Here is a 20,584-nt window from a genome sequence, read left to right as displayed (position 1 = left end):
GCGCGAACTCCTGCAGCCCCCTGCTGGTGCCTGGGACAGTACGCCCGACCGTGATCCTTGTCTCGGGAAGCCCCGACCCGACCGGCTCTGCAGTAGGCGCTACGGGCACCGTCAGAGCTCCACTCGACTGCCTGACCTGCGCAAACAGAGCCGATAGCCGGTAACAGGTAGCGCACGTGGACCTGGCGGCCCGCCCACGCGACAGCCTCACCGTCGACGCGCGCCTCGCCGCTCTAGCGCTGCGTGACCCACGCCCGCACCGGGATGCCCTCGGCAGGGCCGCGCTCCTGCGCGCGCACCCGGACAGAGCGCCCGGCTCGCGTGGACGCTCGTGTGGGTGCTCACCATGGACAGCAAGACGGCGGACACCCGGACCGACGGCGGACACCCGGACGGTGTCCGGAGGATCCGGACGGCTGCCCGCGGCCGCGTGGCCGAGTGCCTCGACGAGATCGACCTACTCGCGCTGAAGACGGACCTGTCCGGACGCGCGATCGCCGACGAGCTCGGCCTCGGCCGGACGAGCGTCTGCGCCCGGGTGTCCGCGGTCCGGGCCCGACGGACGGACACCCAGACACCGGACACGGACGCCGCCCTGCTCGCTGTCTAGGCGCCCGTCCACGCGGGGTTAACGATCGGGAGATTCGCTCGCTGGTCCGCCCCCAACGTCCTTCTTGGCGACCCAGAGATGCACGGGGGCGGGCCCCGTCGCGGGCGCGCCTGTACCAACGTCGCGGCGGGCAAGCTGGAGAAACTCGTCGAGTGCTGCCGTGAGTTCGGCAGCGTTCTCCGCCCTCTCCGTTTCCGAGGCACCAGCCCCGAGCACGTGAGCGTCCTCGAGTCCGACGGCTCGACGTTCGTCGTCGCCGGGCACCCGTCCTATGGCGAGGCGTGCGCTGAGGTGTAGTCACTCCCCAGCGCCAACGACGATGCGTCTTGCGTCAGCTATCGGATCGTCGATGCTCGGCGGCGATCCGCTCCGCGAGCGAGTCGAGCCCGGCCCGCGTGTCCGCGGTGGAGACGTTCGCGATGAGGTCGCCCGGACGCTGAGGGACAAGGGGCTCGACGTCGACGAGCGGGATCACCTCGGGGAGCTGCGCGCTGGCCGCGAGGGCCAGGGTCGTGAGCCCGGCCGCAAGCGACTGGACGATGACGAGGGCCAGGAGACGTCGGACCACAGGGTCGCGGTGGCGAGCGAGGCGGCGCGGGTCTGCCCGAACGTCCTGGCCGGCGCCGGTCGAGGACGGCCGCCCACGGGCCCCGACCGGCGCCGAGCTCGGGGAGGGACCAGAGGAACGTCGCGAGGGACAGGACGGCGACGAGGCCGAGCGCGCCGGCGGCCTGTGCGGCGTCGCCCCAGTCGCCGCCGACGAGCGGGACCAGGAGCGGTGATGCGGCGTCTCTCACGGCGCGGCCCGGTGGATGCCCACGCCCTGATGGACCGCCGGTCGGCGCCCCGAGCCGTGGTCGGCAGACGCTCAGGCCGTGAACGTCGCCCAGACGGTCTTGACGTCGTCGGTCCGGTACCAGCCGACGTCGAGCGAGAGCTGGCGGGCCATGTGCAGGCCGACGCCGCCCGCGCCGGGGATGCGGCGCCCGGCGTAGACGGGCTCGGTGGACACGTCGTGGTCGGCGACCTCGAGGAGGAACCGGTCGCCGCTGCGGGCGAGGCGCACGATCGTCGGGGGCAGGCCGTGGCGCAGGGCGTTGGTGGCGAGCTCCGAGGCGATGAGGACGAGCTTGTCCGGCGTGGACGAGAGCCGACCGGTCGACGCGACACCCTGGCTCTCGAGCGTCGCCACGAGGCCGGCGCGCAGTGCGGAGAGCTCCTCCGTCGTGGAGAGCACCCACTCCTCCACGAGCTGGTACTCCTCGGGCGGCATCGACGTGATGAGGTCGGCGTCGTCGAGGGGGACGTCGATCAGGGTCTGGTCGTCCACGCGGGGGTACCTCCAGCAGCTTGAAGGAGCGGAGCGGCCACCCTGACACGCGAACCCCCGACCCGCACCCCGTCCCGTCCGGCTCGCCGACGGCAGCGCGCTGCCGTCGGCCTCGGACGGATCGGCGGCTGGCCGCCACCTGTTCATCCCCTGTTGGTTGCGCGCGGGAGGGGTGCGGCCGGACCGTCGGACCATGGCGATCGAGGAGGAGGACCGCGAGATCGACGTCGTGGTGGAGCGGGTCAGCGCGCGCTTCCCGGACGTGCCGGTGGACGACGTCCGCGAGCAGGTGCTCGCGGAGCTGGGCCGGTACCAGGCCGCGCACGTGCGCGACTTCGTGCCGGTCCTGGTGGAGAACGCGGTGATGGACGTGCTGCGCTCGGGCGAGCGGGCGCACCGGCCGCCCCGCGGGAGCGTGCGCCCCGACCGATGAGTCCGCGTGTGGGCGGTCGTCGGTACGTTCGCGGCGGGTCGATCGACCTGCCCCGACGACGAGGAGCTCGCATGTCCTTCCAGGCCTATCTCGACGCGGTGGAGGACAAGACCGGTCTGACCCCGCGCCAGCTGGTCGACCTCGCGCACGAGCGCGGGTTCGACGAGACGACGAAGGCGGCCCCGATCCTCGAGTGGCTCCGGGACGACTACGGCCTGGGACGCGGGCACGGCATGGCGATGGTCCACGTCATCACGAAGGGTCCGCAGATCTCGTCGAAGCACGTGGGGTCGGACGGCTCGCACCGCGACGACTCGGACACGCTGTGGCTCGACGGCAAGGCGACCCGGCCGACCTGACACCCGGCGCGCCCGGCACGGGCCCTCCCCGGCCCGCACGCCGGTGCCCGACGACGTCCCGGGAGCGGCGTCGTCGGGCACCGGGGCGCGGGGCGGCTCAGGCGACGGGCGCGGTCAGAGCGTCCAGCGCTGGGCGTCGGTCTGGTTGCAGGTCCAGAGCTGGACCTTCTGGCCGTCACGCAGCGGTGCGCCGCCCTGGGCGTCGAGGCACTTCCCGGACTGCGGGTTGCGCAGCGCCTTGGTCGCGGAGTCGTACGTCCACTTCTGCGCGCCCGTGCCGTTGCACGTGTAGATCCACACGGCGGTGCCGTCGGCCGTCCCGCTGCGCGCGACGTCGAGGCACTTGCCGAGGGCTCTCACGGTCCCGTCGGTGCCGCGTGTCCACTGCTGCGCCGCGTTGCCGCTGCAGGTCGCGAGCTGGACCTGGTTGGTGTCGGTCGGGTCGGCCCACGGGACGTCGAGGCACAGGGTGCTCCCGATGCGGAGCGCACCCGTCCCGGTGGGCAGACCGCCGGGGGTGCCCGGCTGCTCTGTGCTGCCGCCGTTCCCGATGGGTGTCGCCGTGCCGGTGAACGGGTCGAGCCTGATGTACGCCGCCTGGGGGTTGCCGTCGTGGACGAGCGACTCGTGCGCGCCGACGTCGTCGAACGCGAACGCGTACGCCTTGCCGTTCGCCATCTGCTGGTGCGCGAGCTTCGCGTAGACGTTGGTGCGGGCGTCCTGGTAGAAGCCGGCGTTGCTCGCGTCGGGCTGGTTCGGGTTCGTCAGCGCCGTGGTGCGGACGAGCGCCGCGCACAGGGTGCGGGCGATCGGCCCGACGACGTGGTCGTTGGGCGCCTGGAGGTCCTTGTGGCACCCGTACACGCTCGACGCGTCGGGCTTCTTGAACGCGGCGACCTCCTGCCCGGACCCGTTCCTGAAGCGGAACCAGTCGCCGTCGACCCGGCCGCGGAACTGCGTGCCGGGCTCGTGGGAGAACGGGGTGACGACCATGTCGCGCGTGCGGTACGAGTTCCACACCTCGGTGACGTAGGAGTCGATCGAGGCCGAGGAGATCTTCCCGACGTCGATCCCGTGCGACGGGTTGAGCGCGCGCAGGCGGCTCCCGTCGGGCGCGCGCTGCACGAGCCCGCCCCACCCCGCGCTCTCGAGGGCCGTGTAGAACGCTTCGTAGCCGTTCGGCTTGAGCATGCCCGTGCTGAGGACCTGCCCGTCGGCGCGCTGGACGCCCACCTGGTACGGCGCGGACCAGTGGTCCACCTGCGTGCTGTTGATCCACAGGCCGCCGTCGTTGAGCGTGTACTCGGTCCAGTTGAAGAGGATGTTGCGGTTGGGGTCGGAGTCGTTCTGGACGGCGGGCTGGACGAGCCGGCCGTCGAGCACGATCTGGAACGTCATCTTCTGGCCGTAGGAGTAGTAGACGCGCCCGGACAGCTTCGGGAGCCGGATGGTCACGGACTGACCGGGGCCGGGTCCGGCGATCGACGCGTCGGGCGCCGGGACGGGCACGGGCCCGACCCCGCCGGGCCACGGGTGGAACGTGCCGCCCGCGTCCGCCCAGCCGGCGACGCCGTCGCGCTCGCCGAGGACGTACAGGTAGATCGGCCCCCTGCCCGAGTCGTTGGTGATCGTCAGCGGGATGGTCGCGGGGACCGCGCTCGCGGGCGCCGCCACGCCGACCAGCGCCCCGCTCACCGCGAGGACCACGGCGCACAGCGCGGCCCACGCTCGTCTGCTGCTGTTCTTCCTGTCGTGAGGCATACGGGATCTGCTCCTGTTCGGTTGCTCCGTCGAAACCGGTCGCCGGACCGTCCCGGCGACAGCGTTGCCACAGGAGGTGTGGAAGCGCTGCCACGACGGTAACGGACGGCGGCTCACGACGCCAGGGAGCGCTCCCTCACGTTTCTGCGGCGCACCTCGCGCCACGTCCGCGCGGGACGCCGCCGCGGTCCGGGCGCGTCCGCGCGCCTCGGGACGGACCCAGGTCGCCCGTAGACTCGAACGAGTGCAGTGCCACCACTACGACGCCGGCCGGTGCCGGTCGTGCACCCTCCTCGACCTCGCCTACCCCGCGCAGGTCACCGGCAAGCAGGAGCACTGCGCCGAGCTCCTCGCCCCGCTCGCCCCGGACCTCGCCTGGCTGCCGACGGTCGAGTCGGCGGAGTCCGGCTTCCGCAACAAGGCGAAGATGGTCGTCACCGGCACCACCGACGCCCCGGTGCTCGGGATCCTCGCGGAGGGCGGCGGCGTCGACCTCACCGACTGCCCCCTCTACCCGCCCGCGCTCCAGGCGTCGTTCCCCGCGTTCGCGGAGTTCGTGACGCGCGCGCGGCTCGTCCCCTACGACGTCCGCTCCCGGCGCGGCGAGCTCAAGTACGTGCTCGTCACCCTCTCCCCCGACGGCGACCTCATGGCGCGGTTCGTCCTGCGGTCCACCGAGTCCGTGCCGCGGGTCCGCAAGCACCTGCCGTCCCTGCTCGACGCTCTCCCGTCGCTGCGCGTCGTGTCCGTGAACCTGCACCCCGAGCACAAGGCCGTCGTCGAGGGCGAGACCGAGATCGTCCTCACCGAGGCCGAGACGCTGCGCATGCACGTCAACGGGATCGACCTCCACCTGCGCCCGCAGAGCTTCTTCCAGACCAACACCGACGTCGCCGCGGCCCTCTACCGCCAGGGCCGGGCCTGGGTGGACGACGCCGCACCCGCCTCGGTCTGGGACCTCTACTGCGGCGTGGGTGGGTTCGCGCTGCACGTCGCGGGGCCCGGTCGCGACGTCGTCGGCGTCGAGACGAGCGCGGAGGCCGTCGCGAGCGCGCGGCTCACCGCGCGCGACGCCGGGCTCGACCGCACGATCTTCCTCGCCGAGGACGCGACCGCGTTCGCCCTCTCACGGCAGGACGTGCCGGACCTCGTCGTCGTGAACCCGCCGCGGCGCGGCATCGGGGAGACGCTCAGCACCTGGCTGGAGCGGTCCGGCGTCGGGCACGTCGTCTACTCGAGCTGCAACGCGACGACGCTCGCGCGCGACCTGGCCCTCATGCCGTCGCTCCGGCCGCGCGAGGCGCGCGTGCTCGACATGTTCCCGCAGACGTCGCACTACGAGGTCGCGGTCCTGCTCGAGCGCGCCTGACCCCGACCGTGGTCGCGAGCGCCGCTCAGGGGCGTTCCCCCGCGCGGCGGGAGGCCTCGACCGCCGCGGACTCGACCCGCGCGCGGTAGGCGACCCACTCGTCGTCGTCCAGCGCGGGCAGGCTGCTCGGGCCGTTCCCCGCCGCACCGTCGACGAGCTCGCGCACGATGTCGGCGTGCCCGGCGTGGTGCGCCACCTCCGCGAGCACGTGCACGAGCACCTGGTGAAGCGTGACGTCGCGGTTCGCCGGGCGCCACCACGGCACGTGCCCGGGCGCGTCGAGGTCGAGCGACGCCACCGTCGCGTCGCACAGCTCCGACGACCGGCGGAAGAGCTCCAGGATCTCCTCCCGGCTCTCGCCCGCCGTGGCCCACATGTCGGCGTTCACCTCGGCGTCGTCGGCGAACCACGGCATGTCGAGGTCGTGCGTGCCGCCGAACGCCTCGTGCAGGTAGCCGAGCTGCACGCTGCCCACGTGCTTCACCAGGCCCAGGACGTTCGTGCCGGTGCGCGTGAGCGGACGGCGGACGTCGTACTCGCTCAGCCCCTCCGCCGTGGCGAGCAGCGCGTCGCGCTCCCGGCTCAGGTACCGCAGCAGCGTCGCCTTCGGGTCGTGGTCCGGTGCCGTCCTCGTGCTCATCCACCGGACGCTACCGACGCCCTCCCACACCGGTGCCAGACTCCCCTCATGGCCACCGTGCACGCAGAGATCACCGACCGGCTGGCGGCGTTCGTCCTCGCGCAGCCGGTGTTCTTCGTCGGCACCGCCCCGCTCGCGGCGGACGGTCACGTGAACGTCGCGCCCAAGGGCATGGCCGGGACGTTCGCCGTGCTCGGGCCGCACCGCGTCGCCTACCTGGACTACACCGGCTCGGGCGCGGAGACGCCCGCGCACCTGCGCGAGAACGGCCGGATCGTCGTGATGTTCTGCGCGTTCGACGGCCCGCCGAACATCGTCCGCTTCCACGGGACCGGTCGGTACGTCGAGGCCGGCACCCCGGAGTTCGACGCGCTGCGCGCCCGCTTCCCCAAGCGCGAGACGGCGGGCCAGCGCGGCGTCGTGGTCGTCGACGTGACGCGGGTCTCCGACTCGTGCGGGTTCTCCGTGCCCCGCATGGCGCTCGTCGAGGACCGGGACCTGCTCGACCGCTGGGCCGACCGCAAGACCCCGGAGCAGCTCGAGGCCTACCGCGTCACGAAGAACACCACGAGCATCGACGGCCTCCCGGCGATCGGCGACGGCTCCCGCGCCCCGGACACGACGCCGCGCGAGGCCCTCGGGCGCTGACGGCTCGCCGTCGGGCACCACCAGGCCTCTACCTCGCCGAGGTAGAGCCCCGGTCCCCCGAGGTAGCCCTCACGAGGAAGGGTCGTCGCCCTCCGTCGCGGCGAGGTAGGCCCTCCCGCGCGGCGAGAGGCGGTACCCGACGTCGAGGCTCTCGGTGAGGCCGAGCTCCTTGAGCCGACGCACGCGCACCTTGAAGTCGTCGCGGGCCATCCCCAGCCCGGCGGCCAGCTCGCGCGCGACGACGCCCTCGTGCGCGCCGATCAGCTCGAGGTACCGGCGGGTCCACGGCTCCGCGGCGGCCCGGTCCTTCCGCGCCAGCGCGGTGCGGAGCTGCTCGACGGCGTCCGCGTCGAGGTCCGCGTCCTCCCGCAACGCGACGCGCGGGTCCGGGCCGGCGAGCCGCAGGCCCACGCGGTAGAGGTCGCCCTCGCGCCCGGCGCCCCGAGCGAGCACGCGCTCCGGCGAGGTCATCCCCGCGAGCCGCGCCTCGTCGTCGGACACGACGGGCGCGCCGTCCGGACCGACGGGCACGCGCTCGACCGACGTCACCTCGACGACGCCGACGCGCGTGCGCTGGAGCGTCCCGACGCGCACGCGCGGCGTCGTCCAGCGGCGGAACGCCAACGTCACCGTCCGGTCCTGGAGGCCGCGCAGCGTGCGGGCGTCGAGGAGCACGTTCCGAGCGTACGACCACACCTCCACGCTCTCCCGGGGGAGAGTCCCGGTCGGAGAGCCCCGGCCAGGTGAGGTAGAGCCGAGGTCACGACCACGGGTCTACCCCGCGCCACCGGGCCTCGACCTCGCGGGACCAGCGCTCTACCTCGGCAGGCCGGGGCTCTACCTCGCGCGGCCGGGGCTCCCTCGCAGGCCCGGGTTCTCCCTCGGCGCGTCGGGCACGGCCAGGCAGGGTCAGGCGAGCTCGGGGCGGCGGGCGACGGTGAGGACGTGGGTGTCGGGCCAGTCGACGGGGTCGCCGGTCGTGGCGTCCCGCAGCGTGGCGACGGGCGCGAACGCGTGCTCGACGACCCACTCGTTGCGCCACGCCCCGCTCCCCGGCTCGAGCTCGAACCCGGCGGCGGTGAGGAGGTCCGCCCAGCGCGGGCCGGTGAGGTCGCAGAAGCGCTCGTGGCTCTCGGACAGCCAGTTGTCGACGTAGTCCTTGCGCGTGAGGAACTCCATCGCCTCGCGCAGCGTGAGCCGCCACGACCCGGGGCGCACGCGCTCGGGCCGGAACTCGGACCCGGAGAGGCGAGGGAAGTCGTGCGCGAACTGGAGGAGCCGCGCGTCGGTCGAGAGCGCCCCGACCCACGCCGCGACGTCCTCGCGCGAGAGGCCGTCGAGGTCGGTGCGTGCGCCCCCGGGCCCGTGGCCCGTCGCGGGGGCGCCGTCGTCGGTCCGCAGGGTGAGCACGACGACCCGGTCCGGCTCGGCGGGACCGCACACGTCCGAGTTGATCCACACGCCGCCGGGCCGCGTGTGCGCGTGGACGCGGCGCGCGAACGTCTCGACGTCGCGCACGCCGTCCCCGTACGACGACACCTCGTGCGTGAGCGCGACGGTGAGGGTCGTGTCGACGGAGGCGTCGGGCATCACGGACCGGTCGAGGATGTTGGCCTGCACGAACCACACGTGCGGGTTCGCGAACACGCCCTGCGCCTTCTTGTGCTCGGCCTCCGCGACGAGGTGCCGCGCGACGTCGACCCCGAACAGGTCCGACTCGTGCAGGCGCGGCTCGCGCGCCACGTGCTCGAGCAGCCCGCCCGTCGCGCACCCGATGTCGACGATCCGCCCGGGCCGCACGTGCGGGGCGACCTGGGCCCACTTGCGGGCCGACGCGTCCTCGAACGCGGCGGCGTAGGTGCGGTAGTCGCGGGTCGACGTGAGGTCGCCGTCGCCGGACACGACCGGGTCGGCGAAGATCCGCCGCACGTCCTCGACGAACCGGTAGCGCGCGAAGAACTCCGGCACGGCGGGGTGCGCGACGTCGCGCCAGCGCTCGTCCCCCGCGGCGATCTGCTCGACGACGTCCCACGGCCGCGCGGGGAGGTCGCCGCCCGGCTCGGCGACGTCGAGCTCGACCCCCGCCACCCGGTAGCCGAGGGCGCGGTAGGCGTCGACGAGCGCGGGCGTCGAGCACGCGACGACGGTGTCGGCGGGGTCGGGCGCGACGCCGGTCGCGGTCGCGACGCTCGTCACGACGAGGTGGGCGAAGCGGTCGTCGGGCGCGACGTCGGGCACGGGCACGACGACGGACGCGAGGCCCTCCCGGGTCGTGACGTTCTCGACGAGCGCCTCGCGCCGGTGCCCGGGCAGCGGGTTGCGGCGCGTGCCCGCGTGGTTGGCGGACGTCACGACCCAGACGACCTCGACGTCGGGGGCGCAACGTACGCGCCGCCCGTCGAGGTCGTGCACCAGCCCGGCGCGCAGCGCACGGAGGTAGTCGACCTGGTAGCGCGTGACGACGTGGTGGCGGCCGGGGAAGAGGATGCGGCGCACGGGCGGGCCGTCGGTCGGGAGAGGCACCCGCACACGGTGCGGCCAGGCGGCACCCGGGCGCAACCCGTCTCACGTCTCGGGCTGACAGCCGCAGCCCTGGGTGCGACCCGTCTCACGTCTCGGGCCGCCCGGCGCAGCACGTGGCGCGGCCGCATCCGGGATGTGGCCGCTCACGAGGCGCGGAACGGCGCGGTTCCGCGGGTCCGGGCACGTGTCCTCGCACCGCGACACGCCCGAACTGGACGCTCGTCCACGATGCAGCACGGCATGGCGTATGCGACGGTATGGGCGATGTTCTGGATCGTGGCAGGGGCTGTGCTCGTCGTGTCCGGCCTCGCGATCGCCGCGACGGCCGTCCGTGGCGCGCGCCGCGCCGGGTCGACGGGTGCGAGCGGCATCGCGATCGCGGTCGGCGGCGGCCTCGTCGTCTGGGGCGCCGTCGCCCTGCTCGTCGGGCTGATCACCGAGGGCTGACCGGGACCTCCCGCGCGTCCACGAGCTCCGCCCCGCTCACCGCGCCCGAGAGCCCGCGGCGCCCCCGCGTGAACGGGACCGCGACGACCGACACCACCGCGAACAGGGCCGCGAGCGGCGCCGCGACCGAGGCGGCCACCCCCGCCGCCGCGGGCACACCGGCCGGCAGGTCGCTCAGCAGACCGAGCCCTCCCCACAGCGCGCCGCCCGCGGCCGCCCGCGCGACGCGCTGCGCCGTCGTGCCGCGCCGACCGGCCCAGCGAGGGGCGAGCCACACCGTCCGCTGGCCCCACGAGGCGCCGCTGCCCAAGAACGTCGGCACCACGAACACGACCGCGAACGGCACGAGCGTGCCGAGCAGCCACTGGGCCCAGTCCGCGCCGTCGGGCAGCGGCCGCCCGAGCGCGTAGAGGACCGTGCGGTAGGCGACCTGCAGCACGACGCCCAGCGCCGTGACGAGCAGCGCGTCGAGCAGCATCCCGAGCCACCGCCGCCAGACGGTCACCGGGCGGGCCTCCTCCCGGCGCGCCTCGAGCTCTCCCGCGCGCGGCATCCAGCGCAGCAGGAGGGGCGCCGCGAGCGCCCCGAGGAGCGCGCCGAGCGTGTTGGTCAGCACGTCGTCGACGTCGGCGACGCGGTACGAGCACGGGATGATCCCGAAGATCCCGGTGTACTGGGTCGTCTCGACGAGGAGCGACACGAGCAGGCCGGACAGCGTCGTGACGAGCACCCCGCGGCCGAGGTAGCGCCGCACGAGCACGCCCCAGGGGACGAACAGGACAACGTTGAAGACCACCTGGAGCACGGCGGTGCTGCGCAGGGTCGCGCCGAGCCCGAGCCCGACCGTGTCCCGCCGGACGTCCGCGAGCGAGTGGAACGGCACGAGCTCCGCGCCCGCGACGCCGTACTGCGCGCACCACCGCGCGAGGTCGCCGCTGGGAAGGGGCAGGAGCGTGTACGCCACGAGCGCGACGCCGTAGACCGCGACGGCCGCCGCACCGACGAGACGCCGGCCGCTCAGGCGGCCGTACCGCCGGTACTGCCACGCGAGCGCGGGCACGAGGAAGGCCGCGAAGAGCAGGGCGCCCCCGAGCAGGCCGACGTACGCGGGCCAGGTCCACCGGTCGGTCACGCGCGGGCTCCGCCCTGCGCGGGACGGCGCGCGGCGCGCGTCACGGTCGGGACCGGGGTCGGGTTCGGCGTCACGGGCCCCAGTATCGCGGTCGACGACGACCGGCCCCGTCCGGCGGGACCTTCGGCGCAGCCCGGGGCGAGGGCGCCCGCCTACCGTGGAGGTGCGGTCGGGATCACGGGTCGCCGCGGGTGCACCGAGGACCGGTCCGGACCGGCCGCCGCGCACCGACCGGTGCGCGCGGCACGACGGACGAGGTGAGCACGATGAAGGCGGCGCGGTACCACGGCAAGGAAGACCTCCGGATCGAGGACGTCCCGGAGCCCGAGACCCGGCCGGGGACCGTGAAGATCCGGCCCGCGTGGACGGGGATCTGCGGCTCGGACCTGCACCTCTACCTCGAGGGCCCGTTCCCGCCGGCGCCGTCCGAGACGCAGCCGCACCCCCTGTCGGGCGAGACGCTGCCCGTCGTGTTCGGGCACGAGTTCTCCGGCGTGGTCGAGGAGCTCGGCGAGGGCGTCGAGGGCCTCGCGGTCGGGGACGCGGTCGTCGTCGAGCCGTTCATGGTGTGCGGCGAGTGCCCGCCGTGCCGCGACGGCCTCTACAACGCGTGCGTGAAGATGGGCTTCATCGGCATCTCGGGCCGCGGCGGCGGGCTGGCGGAGCACGTCGTCGTCGAGCGGCGGTGGGTGCACCCGGTGGGCGACGTCCCGCTGGACCAGGCGGCGCTCATCGAGCCGCTGGCCGTCGCGTACCACGGCGTCCGCCTCTCGGGGGCGCAGGCGGGCGACACGGTCCTCGTCGGCGGCGCGGGACCGATCGGCCTGCTCACGTGCGCCGTGCTCCACGCGATCGGGGCACGCGCGATCGTCACGGAGGTGAGCGGGGCGCGCAAGGCCAAGGCGCTCGAGACCGGGGTGGCCGACGACGTCCTCGACCCGCGCGAGGTCGACGTCGCCGCGCGCGTCCTCGAGCTCACGGACGGCCGCGGCGCGGACGTCGCGATCGAGTGCTCGGGCGCGCAGCCCGTGCTCGACACGCTGACCCACGCGCTCAAGGCGGGCGGCACGCTCCAGATCGTGGCGCTGTTCTCCGAGCCGCCGACGCTCGACGTCATGACGGTCCTGCTCCGCGAGCTGACCATCAAGGGCGCGATCGGGTACGCGGACGACCACCCGGCCGTGATCCGGCTCGTGCAGGAGGGCAAGGTGGACCTCGCCCCGTTCGTGACGAGCCGCATCGCCGTCGAGGACGTCGTGGAGAAGGGGTACCGAGAGCTCATCGACCACAAGGACGACCACGTGAAGATCGTCGTGTCGGTGTGAGACGGCGGCCCGCGGCCCCCACCGTCCCCGGGGGCCGCGGGCCGCGCTGCTCGACCTGCGGCGCGCGACGGGGCGTGCCACGGTGGAGGCTCACCGCAGCACCCGGCCCCGGGAGGCCCGCATGGACGTCCTCGCCGCCCACGGCGACGCGATCGGCGCGTTCGACGCGCTCGTGCGCCCGCTGCGCGACGACCGGTGGCCGCTCCCCACGCCCGACGCGGACTGGACCGTGCGCGACCTCGTCAACCACGTCACGGCCGAGCAGCTGTGGGCCCCGGAGCTCCTCGCGGGCCGCTGGATCGAGGACGTCGGCGGCGTCTTCGACGGCGACGTGCTCGGCGACGACCCCGTCGACCGCTGGGTCGACGCGTCCGTCCAGGCACGCGAGGCGTTCCTCGCGCCCGACGCCCTGGACCGTCGCGTGCACCTCTCGTACGGCGACGAGTCGGGCGCGGAGTACTGCGCGCAGATGACCTTCGACCTCGTGGTGCACGCGTGGGACCTCGCCCGGGCGACGGGCGGGGACGAGGAGGTCGACCCGGCGCTCGTCGCGTGGGCGCTCCGCTACGCCGAGGCGCGCTCGACGTTCCTCGAACCCGGCCCGCTCTTCCGCGGCCCCCTCGACGTCGACGACGGCGCCGACGACCTCACGCGTCTCCTCGCGCTCACCGGCCGCGCGCGCTGACAACCTCCCCGCGCGAGACTGGCACCATGCCGCTCGACCGCACCGCACCCGGGACGCCCGCGGAGCCGTCCGACCCACCGCGCCGCCCCCGTCTCCTCGAACCGGCCGCCGACCGCGCGGGCCGGCCCCTCGTCGTCGGGCACCGGGGCAGCTCGTCCGTCGCGCCGCAGAACACGCTCGCGGCGTTCGAGGCGGCGTGGCGCGCGGGCGCGGACGCGATCGAGCTCGACGTGCACCTCACCGCCGACCGGCACGTCGTGGTGCTGCACGACGAGGTCGTGGACGAGACCACGGACGGTACCGGCCGCGTGGACGCGCTGACGCTGGCGCAGGTCCGGGCGCTGGACGCCGGGTCGTCGTTCGCGCGGGCGTTCGCGGGCCAGCGCGTCCCGACGTTCGAGGAGGCGGCGCAGTTCGTCGCCGAGCGGCCCGGGCTCGAGCTGCTCGTCGAGCTCAAGGGCGTGTGGACGCTCGACGACGCGGCGCTCGTGACGGGAGTCGTGGACGCCACCGGGATCGGGGACCGCGTGGTCGTCCAGTCGTTCTGGCCGCCCACGGTCGCCGCGCTGCGCGACGCCGCCCCGCACCTCGACCGTGCCCTGCTCCTCGCGCTGCACCCGGACAGCCTCGACGAGCTGGTCGCGGTGTGCGCGGACCTGGAGGTCGTGGCGTGCAACCCGGAGGTCGCGCTGCTCGCGCACGAGCCGGGCCTCGTGAGGACGCTGCGCGACGCGGGCCTGCGCGTGCACGTGTGGACCGCGGACACGCCGGACGAGTGGGACGACCTCCTGGTCCAGGGCGTCGACGGCATCATGACCGACCGACCCGACCGCCTCGTCGGCTGGCTCGACGCGCGGCTCGGCCCCGGCGGGCGCGCGGGCGCCCGAGAGGTGGACCTCGCCGCGTCGCCCTAGCCTCGACGGATGAGCGCGACGACCCCGCCGACGCCCCCGGGCGCGCACCCGCCCGGCACCGCGACGAGCCCTGCCGCGTCCGGCGGCGCGCCCCGCTCGCCCGCGGTGTGCGTGCTCGCCCTGACGCCCCTGCTCGCGATCGAGATCGAGCCCGCCGGGCCGACCGAGACGTCGCCCGAGGTGCACGTCCACCCGGGCGGACAGGGTCTGTGGCTCGCCCGCATGGCCTACTCTCTCGGGGCGCACGTCGTGGTCTGCGGGCCGTTCGGCGGCGAGACGGGCAGCGTCGCGGCGCACCTCGCCCGCACCGAGAACCTCGAGCTGCGCACCGTCGGCACCGGCGGCAACGGGGCGTTCGTCCACGACCGGCGCAGCGGCCAGCGCACCGAGCTCGTGACGATGGACCCCTACCCCCTGAACCGGCACGAGGTCGACGACCTCTACAGCACCGTCCTGGTCAGCGCGCTCGACGCGGCCGTCACGATCCTCACCGGCTCGGAGACGGGCGTCGGGGTCCCGGCGTCGTTCTTCCGCCGCCTCGCCCACGACCTGCACGCCTCGGACCGCCAGGTCGTCGCGGACCTCTCCGCCGACCAGGCACGGGCCGTGGCCGACGCGCCGGGGGTCGTGCTGAAGATGAGCCACGAGGAGCTCGTCGAGGGCGGCTTCAGCGACGACGAGTCCGAGGAGTCGCTCCTGCGGTCCGCGCGCGCCATGGTCGACGCCGGCCCGCGCGCGCTCGTCGTGTCCCGGGCGCACGACCCGTCGCTGCTCGTCACGCGCGAGCACACGTACCGGGTCACGACGCCCCGCGTCACGACCGTCGACCACCGGGGCGCGGGCGACTCGATGACGGCGGGGATCGCCGTCGGGCTGGGGCGCGGGCTCGGCCTGCCCGACGCCGTGCGTCTCGGCGCCGCGGCCGGGGCGCTCAACGTGACGCGGCGCGGCCTCGGGACGGGCCGCCGCGACCAGATCGAGCGCTTCGCGCGCAGCGTCACGGTCGAGGACGTGACCTGACGCCACCTCGCGGAGCGTGACCCCGCAGCAGAACCCGGACCCGACCACCAGGAGGACCTCGTGCGCGCACTCGTGACCAACGACGACGGGATCGACTCCCCCGGCCTGGCGGTGCTCGCCGGGGCGGCGCTCGACGCCGGGTACGAGGTCGTCGTCGCGGCGCCCGCCCGGGAGTCGTCGGGCGCGAGCGCCGCGCTGCTGGGCGCCGAGCGCGACGGCCGGCTCGCCGTCGAGCCACGACGGGCGCCCGGCCTGCCCGACGACGTCACCTCCTACGCCGTGCGCGCCGCGCCCGCGCTCATCGCGTTCGTCGCCGCCTACGGCGGGTTCGGCCCGCGGCCCGACCTCGTGCTCTCGGGCGCCAACAAGGGCGCGAACACCGGCAACGCGATCCTGCACTCGGGCACCGTCGGCGCGGCGCTGTCCGCGATGACGCACGGCATCCGCTCGCTCGCCGTGTCCGTCGACGCCGCCGAGCCCCGCCACTGGGACACCGCGCGGCTCGTCACGGACCACGTGCTCGCGTGGATGGACGACGCGCCCGCCGGGGTCCCGCTCGACCGCCGCACGCTCAACGTCAACGTGCCCGACGTCGCCCCCGACCGCCTGCGCGGGCTGCGGCAGGCGCCCCTCGCGTCGTTCGGCCTCGTCCAGGCGAACATCCACGAGGACGGCGACCGGCACCTCGTGCTCCAGTACTCGGGCACCGAGCGGCACTCCGAGCCCGACTCCGACACGGGCCTGCTGACGCGCGGCTGGGCGACCGCGACGCTCCTCGTCGCCCCCTACGCAGACACCAGCATGGAGATCCCGCCCCTCCCCTGACGAGCCCCGCCGTCGAGCACGGGGTCCGCGACCGCGTCGCGGCGAATCCGGTCGTCAGGCCCGTGCTCGACCGTCGCCGGTCCCGTGGTCGGGGGCGTCGTCGTCCGGCACCGTCTCGTGCTCGGCCGTGCGCTCGCGCTCCTCGATGACGTCCTGGCCGGGACCCGCGAACGCCCGCGAGCGCTCCTCGCCCTCGGGCGTCCCGCTGAAGAAGGCGGACTCCGCGGCCTCGGGCAGGTCGTCGTCGTGCCCGACGGCGGGCAGCGGCCGGGTGCTGCCCGGCGCCTCGGCGTCGTCGACGCTCCCGTCCGTCGCCCGCGCTCCGGCGTGGCCGGGACGACCCGCGCCGTCCTCGGGGCCCGGCACGACCCCGACGAGCCGCGTCGGGTCCTCGCTCGGCGCTGCGCCCGCGCCCCGGCCCGCGCGCCGGATCGTGCCGAGCACGACGGGCGCGTCGGCACGGCGCGCACCCCGCTCGGCGGGGAGCCGGGGCGGGCGCGCCGGGGCGACGGGACCGTCGTCGTCCGCGGCGTCGCGACCGGGGCCGCCGGGCGCGTCCGGACCCGCGGCGCCGAGCCCGTCGCGCTCGTCCGGTCCGTCGAGGTCCAGGGCGTCCACCGCGCGCTCGAGCCGGGTGCGCGGCAGGCCCTGGGGCGCGGCGCGCTGCAACCAGTCGACGAGCCCCTCGCGCACGAAGCACCGCAGGTCGAACAGCGTCGGGGCGTCGTGCGCGCTGACGAGCGCGCGCACGCGCACGAGGCCCCCGACGGCGTCGGTCACCTGGAGGATGCCGACGCGCTCGTCCCACAGGTCCGTGAGCCCGAGCAGCCGCCGCAGCTCGGCGCGCATCGGGCCGACCGGCACCTCGAAGTCGAGGTCGAGCTCGACCGTGCCCAGCAGGTCGGCCGCACGCCGGGTCCAGTTCTGGAACGGCGTCGTCGTGAAGTAGGTCGACGGCATGATGAGCCGGCGGTCGTCCCACAGGTGCACGACGACGTAGGTCATCGTGATCTCCTCGATGCGGCCCCACTCGCCCTCCAGCACCACGACGTCGTCGACGCGGATCGCGTCGGTGAACGCGATCTGCATGCCGGCGAAGACGTTGGCGAGCGAGGTCTGCGCCGCGAGCCCCGCGACGATGGAGATGAGCCCGGCCGACGCGAGCAGGCTCGCCCCCGCCGCCCGCGCGGCGGGGAACGTCAGCAGGATGCCCGCGACCGCGCAGACGACGATCACCGCGACGGTGAGCCGCCGCAGCACGGTGATCTGCGTCCGCACGCGGCGCGCGTGCCGGTTGTCGGCCGTGTCCATGCGGTAGCGCTGGAGCGCGGAGTCCTCGAGCACGAACGCGATCGCGCCCACCCACCACGCGCCCACCACGATGAGCGCGATGAGCAGCAGGTGCTCGACGGCGGGCCGCCACGGCGTCCCGGCGTCGGTGGTGACGCGCACGGCGATCCAGACGGCGACGACGGTGAGGACCGCGCGGTCCGGTCGCCGGAGCCGTCGCGACAGGTCCCGGGCCAGCTCGCTGCGCCGCCCGGCCCGCCGTACGACGGCCGAGATCACCGTCCCCAGCACGAAGGCCAGGACCACGCCCGCCGCGACCGCCCCGAGGGTGACGAGGACGTCGGTCGTGTTCTCGAGCTCGGTGTCCATCCCCCCAGGCTAGGCAGGGTGCGAGACCGTCACCTCCGGGCCGGGCGGCGGGCGCGGGGCACCCGGGACCGCGGGGGGCGGGCCAGCCACGGGGCGAGCAGCCGCGTGACGCGCGGCAGCACGAGGTAGGTCATGACGGGCGTGAGGACGAGCGTCGTGGCGAGCACGCGCGGGACGACCGGCACGTCGTCCCACGCGGGGACCGTGCTCCCGACGAGCACGGTGAACGCGAGGTTCACCGGGAAGAACCCGAGCCAGATGCTCACGGACTGCTTCCAGCGGGGCGGCGCCGCGGCGACCGCCGCGCTCGACGTCGCGGGCGACGGCGCGGGCGTCGTCGGGGCGTCGAACCAGCCCTCGATGCCCGTGCGGCGCTCGACCCGCGTCTCCTCGACGAGGTCCCGGCCCTGCGCGAGCCAGCCCACCCGGTCCGACGACGTCTCCCACGCGTCGAGCGTCGCGGCGTCCGCGAACCGGTAGAGCATGTGCCAGTCGTGCGACCCGGCGGACGCGCGCACCCAGCCGGAGCCGAGGAAGCCCGGGTAGCGGTTGGCGAGGTTGACCCCGTCCTGCACCCAGCGCGTGACGGCGGGGACGTTCTCGGGCCGGACGCGGCGCTCGATCGCGACGGTCACGGGACCGGCGCCGGTGACGGGCGGCCCGGATCGGGGTCGGGTGGGCGGGCTCGGGGGCAGGGCGGAGGCGGGGTCGCCGCCGGTCCGCCGCGCGTCCCCGGGGACGTCGTGGGTCATGGGACGAGTCAACGGCGCGGGTGTTTCCGGGTCGTGAACGCGCGCGGGCGCGGGACGGATCGTCCCGCAGGTCGGGACGCGGGCCGACGCGCGCGTCGTCCGGGCCGGGCCTACCGTGGCAGGCATGATCTCGTGGGAGCTCGCGCTCGCCCTGCGCGACGCGGGCGTGCGGTGGTCCCCCGCCTCGGGCGACCGCTTCCGCCTCCTCACCACCGGCGCCGACGGCGACGTCTTCACCGTGAGCGACATGACCATCGAGCCGCACGAGTTCGACACCGGCGTCGTGCTGGGCTTCAACGGCACGACGGAGTGGGCGCTCGACTCCGTCGCGCTCGAGGACGCGCTGTGGCACCCGCTGGAGGGTCAGCTCCGCGAGCTGCTCGGCGGCACGTTCCGCGCGCTCGAACGGACCGCCGACGGGTACGTCGTGCGCACCGAGGTCCTCGGCGAGGCGGCCGAGCACCGCGCCGCCGACGCGGCCGACGCCTACGCGGACGCCCTGCTCGCGCTCGTCGCCGTGAGCACGGAGGACCCGCCCTGACCCGCCGCCGGCACGCGACCTGGCTCGACGACGTCCGGCGCGCCCCGGCCGTCGTGCGCCGGGTCCTGCGCGCGCTGGGCGACGAGCCGCCCCTCGCCGTCGAGACCGAGCCGCCCGAGGTCTCGCCCGACCTCGTTCCCCTCCTACGCGAGCTCGGGACGGCGCTGCTCGACTCCGGCCGCTCGGTCACCGACGTCGAGGACGACCTCGAGGCGGTCGCCCGGCGCTCGGGCGCCTCGACCGTCGGCACCCTCGTCCTGCCCACGGGCGTCTTCGTCCGGGTGAGCACCGCGAGCGGCGCGGTCGCGGACTTCTCGGCCGCGGAGGCGAGCGGCCTCAACCTCGACCAGATCGGGGCGCTCATGACACTCGTGCGCCGCCTGCGCACGTCGGACGTCCCCCTCGCCGACGCACGGGCGCAGCTGCGCGCGATCGTCGCGCGCCCGCCCCGGTTCGGGCCCGCGCTCACGGTCGTCGGGCACGGCCTGCTCACCGTCGGGTTCGGGCTCGTGCTCAACCCGACGGGCCCGCTCCTGCCCGTCTACCTCGCCCTCGGCCTGCTCGTCGGGGCGCTGCGCTGGCTCGGGACGCGCTGGCCGACGCTCGCCACCGCCCTGCCCGTCGTCGCGGCGTTCGTCGTCACGCTCCTCGCCGTGGACGTGGTGCACCCGCGACTGGGCGACGACCCGCTGAGCGTGCTCGTCCCGCCGCTCGTGTCGTTCCTGCCCGGGTCGGTCCTCACCGTCGCGGCGATCGAGCTGACGAGCAACCAGATCGTCGCGGGGGCGAGCCGGCTCGTCTACGGGGTCGCGCAGCTCCTGCTCCTCGTGTTCGGCGTCGTCGCCGGGGCCGCCGTCGGGGGGCCGCTCGTCGCGGCGCCGCAGGGCGAGCACCTCGGGTGGTGGGCGCCGTGGGTGGGGATCCTCGCCGTCGGGCTGGGGCAGATGCTCTTCGCGTCGTCCCCCCGCGGGTCGCTCCCCTGGGTGCTGCTCGTGCTGCTCGGCGCCTACGCGGCCCAGCTCCTGGGGTCGCTCGCCGCGGCGCCCCTCGCCGGGTTCTTCGGGGCGCTCGTCATCGCCCCGCTCGCCGCGCTCGTCGAGCGCTCGCGCCACGGGCCGCCCGCGGCGGTCACGACGCTGCCCGCGTTCTGGCTCCTCGTCCCCGGTGCGCTGAGCCTCCTGGGCCTCTCGGACCTCGTGAACGGCGGCCCCGAGGCCGCGCAGGAGATCGCGAACGCGGTCGTCGCCGTGTTCGGGATCGCGCTCGGGACGCTCGTCGGATCGGCCGTCACGCGCGATGCAGGACGCGTGACACGTACCCTCTTCACGTCCTGAGCACACGGTCCGCACGCCATTCGCGGGGGTTCCCCTCGTGAGCCCACCTCTCTGGACGTCCGTCTAGTTGAAGATGGAACAGCCGACAGGCCTCCGCGGTCCGCCCCGAGACCGTGCCTGTCGGCGTCGTGGTGAGAGGGCGCGCTCGCGTCCCGCCCGACCGCACGCCGTCGTGGTCACCCCGCGCTCCCCTGCGCAGGTGCCCAGGGACCGGAGCGCGCCGCGCTCGACCGTCCGCGACCACGACCCGATGATCGGATCGTCCGCTTGACCACTG

The 20,584-nt window shown here is 75.0% G+C and carries 22 protein-coding genes; 13 read left to right on the top strand and 9 right to left on the bottom strand.

Annotation, left to right across the window (positions count from 1 at the left end; translation table 11 throughout):
* Window positions 1–337: 337 nt before the first annotated feature.
* A complete protein-coding gene (locus tag AC3WT4_RS18050) occupies window positions 338–610 on the top strand; it encodes a hypothetical protein (RefSeq protein ID WP_400111669.1) in 273 nt (90 codons plus the stop codon).
* Between the two features lie 331 nt (window positions 611–941).
* Here the strand turns inward: AC3WT4_RS18050 and AC3WT4_RS18045 are convergent, their stop codons facing one another.
* Window positions 942–1,178: a hypothetical protein gene (locus AC3WT4_RS18045; protein WP_492316128.1), complete on the bottom strand. Its 237-nt coding sequence runs from the start codon at window positions 1,176–1,178 to the stop codon at window positions 942–944.
* Window positions 1,179–1,478: 300 nt separating this feature from the next.
* Window positions 1,479–1,940, bottom strand: coding sequence for an ATP-binding protein (locus AC3WT4_RS18040; RefSeq protein WP_021479821.1), 462 nt, complete (start codon window positions 1,938–1,940; stop codon window positions 1,479–1,481).
* 193 nt (window positions 1,941–2,133) lie between these two features.
* Here AC3WT4_RS18040 and AC3WT4_RS18035 point away from each other — a divergent pair, with 193 nt between their 5' ends.
* Window positions 2,134–2,373, top strand: coding sequence for a three-helix bundle dimerization domain-containing protein (locus tag AC3WT4_RS18035; RefSeq protein ID WP_492316127.1), 240 nt, complete (start codon window positions 2,134–2,136; stop codon window positions 2,371–2,373).
* Window positions 2,374–2,444: 71 nt separating this feature from the next.
* Window positions 2,445–2,732, top strand: a complete 288-nt coding sequence (locus tag AC3WT4_RS18030; protein WP_492316126.1) for a DUF4287 domain-containing protein — start codon at window positions 2,445–2,447, stop codon at window positions 2,730–2,732.
* 114 nt (window positions 2,733–2,846) lie between these two features.
* Here AC3WT4_RS18030 and AC3WT4_RS18025 read toward each other — a convergent pair whose 3' ends face one another.
* Window positions 2,847–4,493, bottom strand: coding sequence for a glucan endo-1,3-beta-glucosidase (locus AC3WT4_RS18025; RefSeq protein ID WP_492316125.1), 1,647 nt, complete (start codon window positions 4,491–4,493; stop codon window positions 2,847–2,849).
* Between the two features lie 244 nt (window positions 4,494–4,737).
* Here AC3WT4_RS18025 and rlmC point away from each other — a divergent pair, with 244 nt between their 5' ends.
* Window positions 4,738–5,862 (top strand): 23S rRNA (uracil(747)-C(5))-methyltransferase RlmC, encoded by a 1,125-nt coding sequence (gene rlmC / locus AC3WT4_RS18020; protein WP_492316124.1) that lies wholly within the window; start codon window positions 4,738–4,740, stop codon window positions 5,860–5,862.
* A gap of 25 nt (window positions 5,863–5,887) precedes the next feature.
* Here the strand turns inward: rlmC and AC3WT4_RS18015 are convergent, their stop codons facing one another.
* Window positions 5,888–6,502 carry a DinB family protein gene (locus AC3WT4_RS18015; RefSeq protein WP_492316123.1) on the bottom strand — a complete coding sequence of 205 codons (615 nt, stop codon included), beginning with the start codon at window positions 6,500–6,502 and terminating at the stop codon, window positions 5,888–5,890.
* 48 nt (window positions 6,503–6,550) lie between these two features.
* Here AC3WT4_RS18015 and AC3WT4_RS18010 point away from each other — a divergent pair, with 48 nt between their 5' ends.
* Window positions 6,551–7,150, top strand: coding sequence for a pyridoxamine 5'-phosphate oxidase family protein (locus AC3WT4_RS18010; RefSeq protein WP_074805567.1), 600 nt, complete (start codon window positions 6,551–6,553; stop codon window positions 7,148–7,150).
* 69 nt (window positions 7,151–7,219) lie between these two features.
* Here the strand turns inward: AC3WT4_RS18010 and AC3WT4_RS18005 are convergent, their stop codons facing one another.
* Together AC3WT4_RS18005 and AC3WT4_RS18000 are read right to left on the bottom strand one after the other, a co-directional pair.
* Complete coding sequence (locus tag AC3WT4_RS18005; protein ID WP_492316122.1) at window positions 7,220–7,825, bottom strand: ASCH domain-containing protein; 606 nt, start codon at window positions 7,823–7,825, stop codon at window positions 7,220–7,222.
* Between the two features lie 234 nt (window positions 7,826–8,059).
* Complete coding sequence (locus tag AC3WT4_RS18000) at window positions 8,060–9,673, bottom strand: class I SAM-dependent methyltransferase (protein ID WP_492316121.1); 1,614 nt, start codon at window positions 9,671–9,673, stop codon at window positions 8,060–8,062.
* 264 nt (window positions 9,674–9,937) lie between these two features.
* Here AC3WT4_RS18000 and AC3WT4_RS17995 point away from each other — a divergent pair, with 264 nt between their 5' ends.
* Window positions 9,938–10,120, top strand: a complete 183-nt coding sequence (locus AC3WT4_RS17995) for a hypothetical protein (protein WP_074805561.1) — start codon at window positions 9,938–9,940, stop codon at window positions 10,118–10,120.
* Here AC3WT4_RS17995 and AC3WT4_RS17990 read toward each other — a convergent pair.
* Window positions 10,107–11,252, bottom strand: coding sequence for a VanZ family protein (locus AC3WT4_RS17990; protein ID WP_492316120.1), 1,146 nt, complete (start codon window positions 11,250–11,252; stop codon window positions 10,107–10,109). The genes AC3WT4_RS17995 and AC3WT4_RS17990 overlap by 14 nt on opposite strands.
* A 266-nt stretch (window positions 11,253–11,518) precedes the next feature.
* Here AC3WT4_RS17990 and AC3WT4_RS17985 point away from each other — a divergent pair, with 266 nt between their 5' ends.
* The 5 genes from AC3WT4_RS17985 (at window position 11,519) to surE (ending at window position 16,021) form a co-directional block, all read left to right on the top strand.
* A complete protein-coding gene (locus AC3WT4_RS17985) occupies window positions 11,519–12,577 on the top strand; it encodes a 2,3-butanediol dehydrogenase (RefSeq protein ID WP_074805905.1) in 1,059 nt (352 codons plus the stop codon).
* Window positions 12,578–12,698: 121 nt separating this feature from the next.
* A complete protein-coding gene (locus AC3WT4_RS17980; RefSeq protein WP_061269353.1) occupies window positions 12,699–13,262 on the top strand; it encodes a TIGR03086 family metal-binding protein in 564 nt (187 codons plus the stop codon).
* Between the two features lie 26 nt (window positions 13,263–13,288).
* Entirely contained in the window at window positions 13,289–14,176 is an 888-nt protein-coding gene (locus AC3WT4_RS17975) for a glycerophosphodiester phosphodiesterase (RefSeq protein WP_492316119.1), read from the top strand.
* Window positions 14,177–14,185: 9 nt separating this feature from the next.
* The gene (locus tag AC3WT4_RS17970) at window positions 14,186–15,196 is read left to right on the top strand and encodes a 1-phosphofructokinase family hexose kinase (protein WP_108050032.1); all 1,011 of its coding nucleotides are present in this window, start codon (window positions 14,186–14,188) and stop codon (window positions 15,194–15,196) included.
* 60 nt (window positions 15,197–15,256) lie between these two features.
* Window positions 15,257–16,021 (top strand): 5'/3'-nucleotidase SurE, encoded by a 765-nt coding sequence (surE, locus tag AC3WT4_RS17965; RefSeq protein WP_492316118.1) that lies wholly within the window; start codon window positions 15,257–15,259, stop codon window positions 16,019–16,021.
* Between the two features lie 54 nt (window positions 16,022–16,075).
* Here the strand turns inward: surE and AC3WT4_RS17960 are convergent, their stop codons facing one another.
* Both AC3WT4_RS17960 and AC3WT4_RS17955 read right to left on the bottom strand, forming a co-directional pair.
* Window positions 16,076–17,680: a mechanosensitive ion channel family protein gene (locus tag AC3WT4_RS17960; RefSeq protein ID WP_492316117.1), complete on the bottom strand. Its 1,605-nt coding sequence runs from the start codon at window positions 17,678–17,680 to the stop codon at window positions 16,076–16,078.
* A 29-nt stretch (window positions 17,681–17,709) separates the two neighbouring features.
* Window positions 17,710–18,432 (bottom strand): antibiotic biosynthesis monooxygenase, encoded by a 723-nt coding sequence (locus AC3WT4_RS17955; protein WP_492316116.1) that lies wholly within the window; start codon window positions 18,430–18,432, stop codon window positions 17,710–17,712.
* Between the two features lie 124 nt (window positions 18,433–18,556).
* On the opposite strand from AC3WT4_RS17955, the gene AC3WT4_RS17950 reads away from it, so the two are divergent.
* Entirely contained in the window at window positions 18,557–18,973 is a 417-nt protein-coding gene (locus AC3WT4_RS17950; protein ID WP_492316115.1) for a hypothetical protein, read from the top strand.
* A gap of 53 nt (window positions 18,974–19,026) precedes the next feature.
* A complete protein-coding gene (locus tag AC3WT4_RS17945) occupies window positions 19,027–20,307 on the top strand; it encodes a threonine/serine exporter family protein (protein ID WP_167405775.1) in 1,281 nt (426 codons plus the stop codon).
* Window positions 20,308–20,584 lie beyond the last annotated feature (277 nt).

Source organism: Cellulosimicrobium sp. EB106-03-01-XG111 (genome assembly GCF_058792115.1).
This window is presented reverse-complemented; position numbering and strand designations above follow the sequence as displayed.

Bases quoted from the DNA above. Each gene is read 5' to 3' on its own strand.
- AC3WT4_RS18025 (WP_492316125.1), bottom strand. From the start codon at position 4,493: ATGCCTCACGACAGGAAGAACAGCAGCAGACGAGCGTGGGCCGCGCTG.
- AC3WT4_RS17985 (WP_074805905.1), top strand. From the start codon at position 11,519: ATGAAGGCGGCGCGGTACCACGGCAAGGAAGACCTCCGGATCGAGGAC.
- AC3WT4_RS17955 (WP_492316116.1), bottom strand. From the start codon at position 18,432: ATGACCCACGACGTCCCCGGGGACGCGCGGCGGACCGGCGGCGACCCC.
- AC3WT4_RS17960 (WP_492316117.1), bottom strand. From the start codon at position 17,680: ATGGACACCGAGCTCGAGAACACGACCGACGTCCTCGTCACCCTCGGG.
- AC3WT4_RS17980 (WP_061269353.1), top strand. From the start codon at position 12,699: ATGGACGTCCTCGCCGCCCACGGCGACGCGATCGGCGCGTTCGACGCG.
- AC3WT4_RS17950 (WP_492316115.1), top strand. From the start codon at position 18,557: ATGATCTCGTGGGAGCTCGCGCTCGCCCTGCGCGACGCGGGCGTGCGG.
- AC3WT4_RS18035 (WP_492316127.1), top strand. From the start codon at position 2,134: ATGGCGATCGAGGAGGAGGACCGCGAGATCGACGTCGTGGTGGAGCGG.
- AC3WT4_RS17970 (WP_108050032.1), top strand. From the start codon at position 14,186: ATGAGCGCGACGACCCCGCCGACGCCCCCGGGCGCGCACCCGCCCGGC.
- AC3WT4_RS17975 (WP_492316119.1), top strand. From the start codon at position 13,289: ATGCCGCTCGACCGCACCGCACCCGGGACGCCCGCGGAGCCGTCCGAC.
- AC3WT4_RS18010 (WP_074805567.1), top strand. From the start codon at position 6,551: ATGGCCACCGTGCACGCAGAGATCACCGACCGGCTGGCGGCGTTCGTC.
- AC3WT4_RS18030 (WP_492316126.1), top strand. From the start codon at position 2,445: ATGTCCTTCCAGGCCTATCTCGACGCGGTGGAGGACAAGACCGGTCTG.
- AC3WT4_RS18015 (WP_492316123.1), bottom strand. From the start codon at position 6,502: ATGAGCACGAGGACGGCACCGGACCACGACCCGAAGGCGACGCTGCTG.
- AC3WT4_RS17995 (WP_074805561.1), top strand. From the start codon at position 9,938: ATGTTCTGGATCGTGGCAGGGGCTGTGCTCGTCGTGTCCGGCCTCGCG.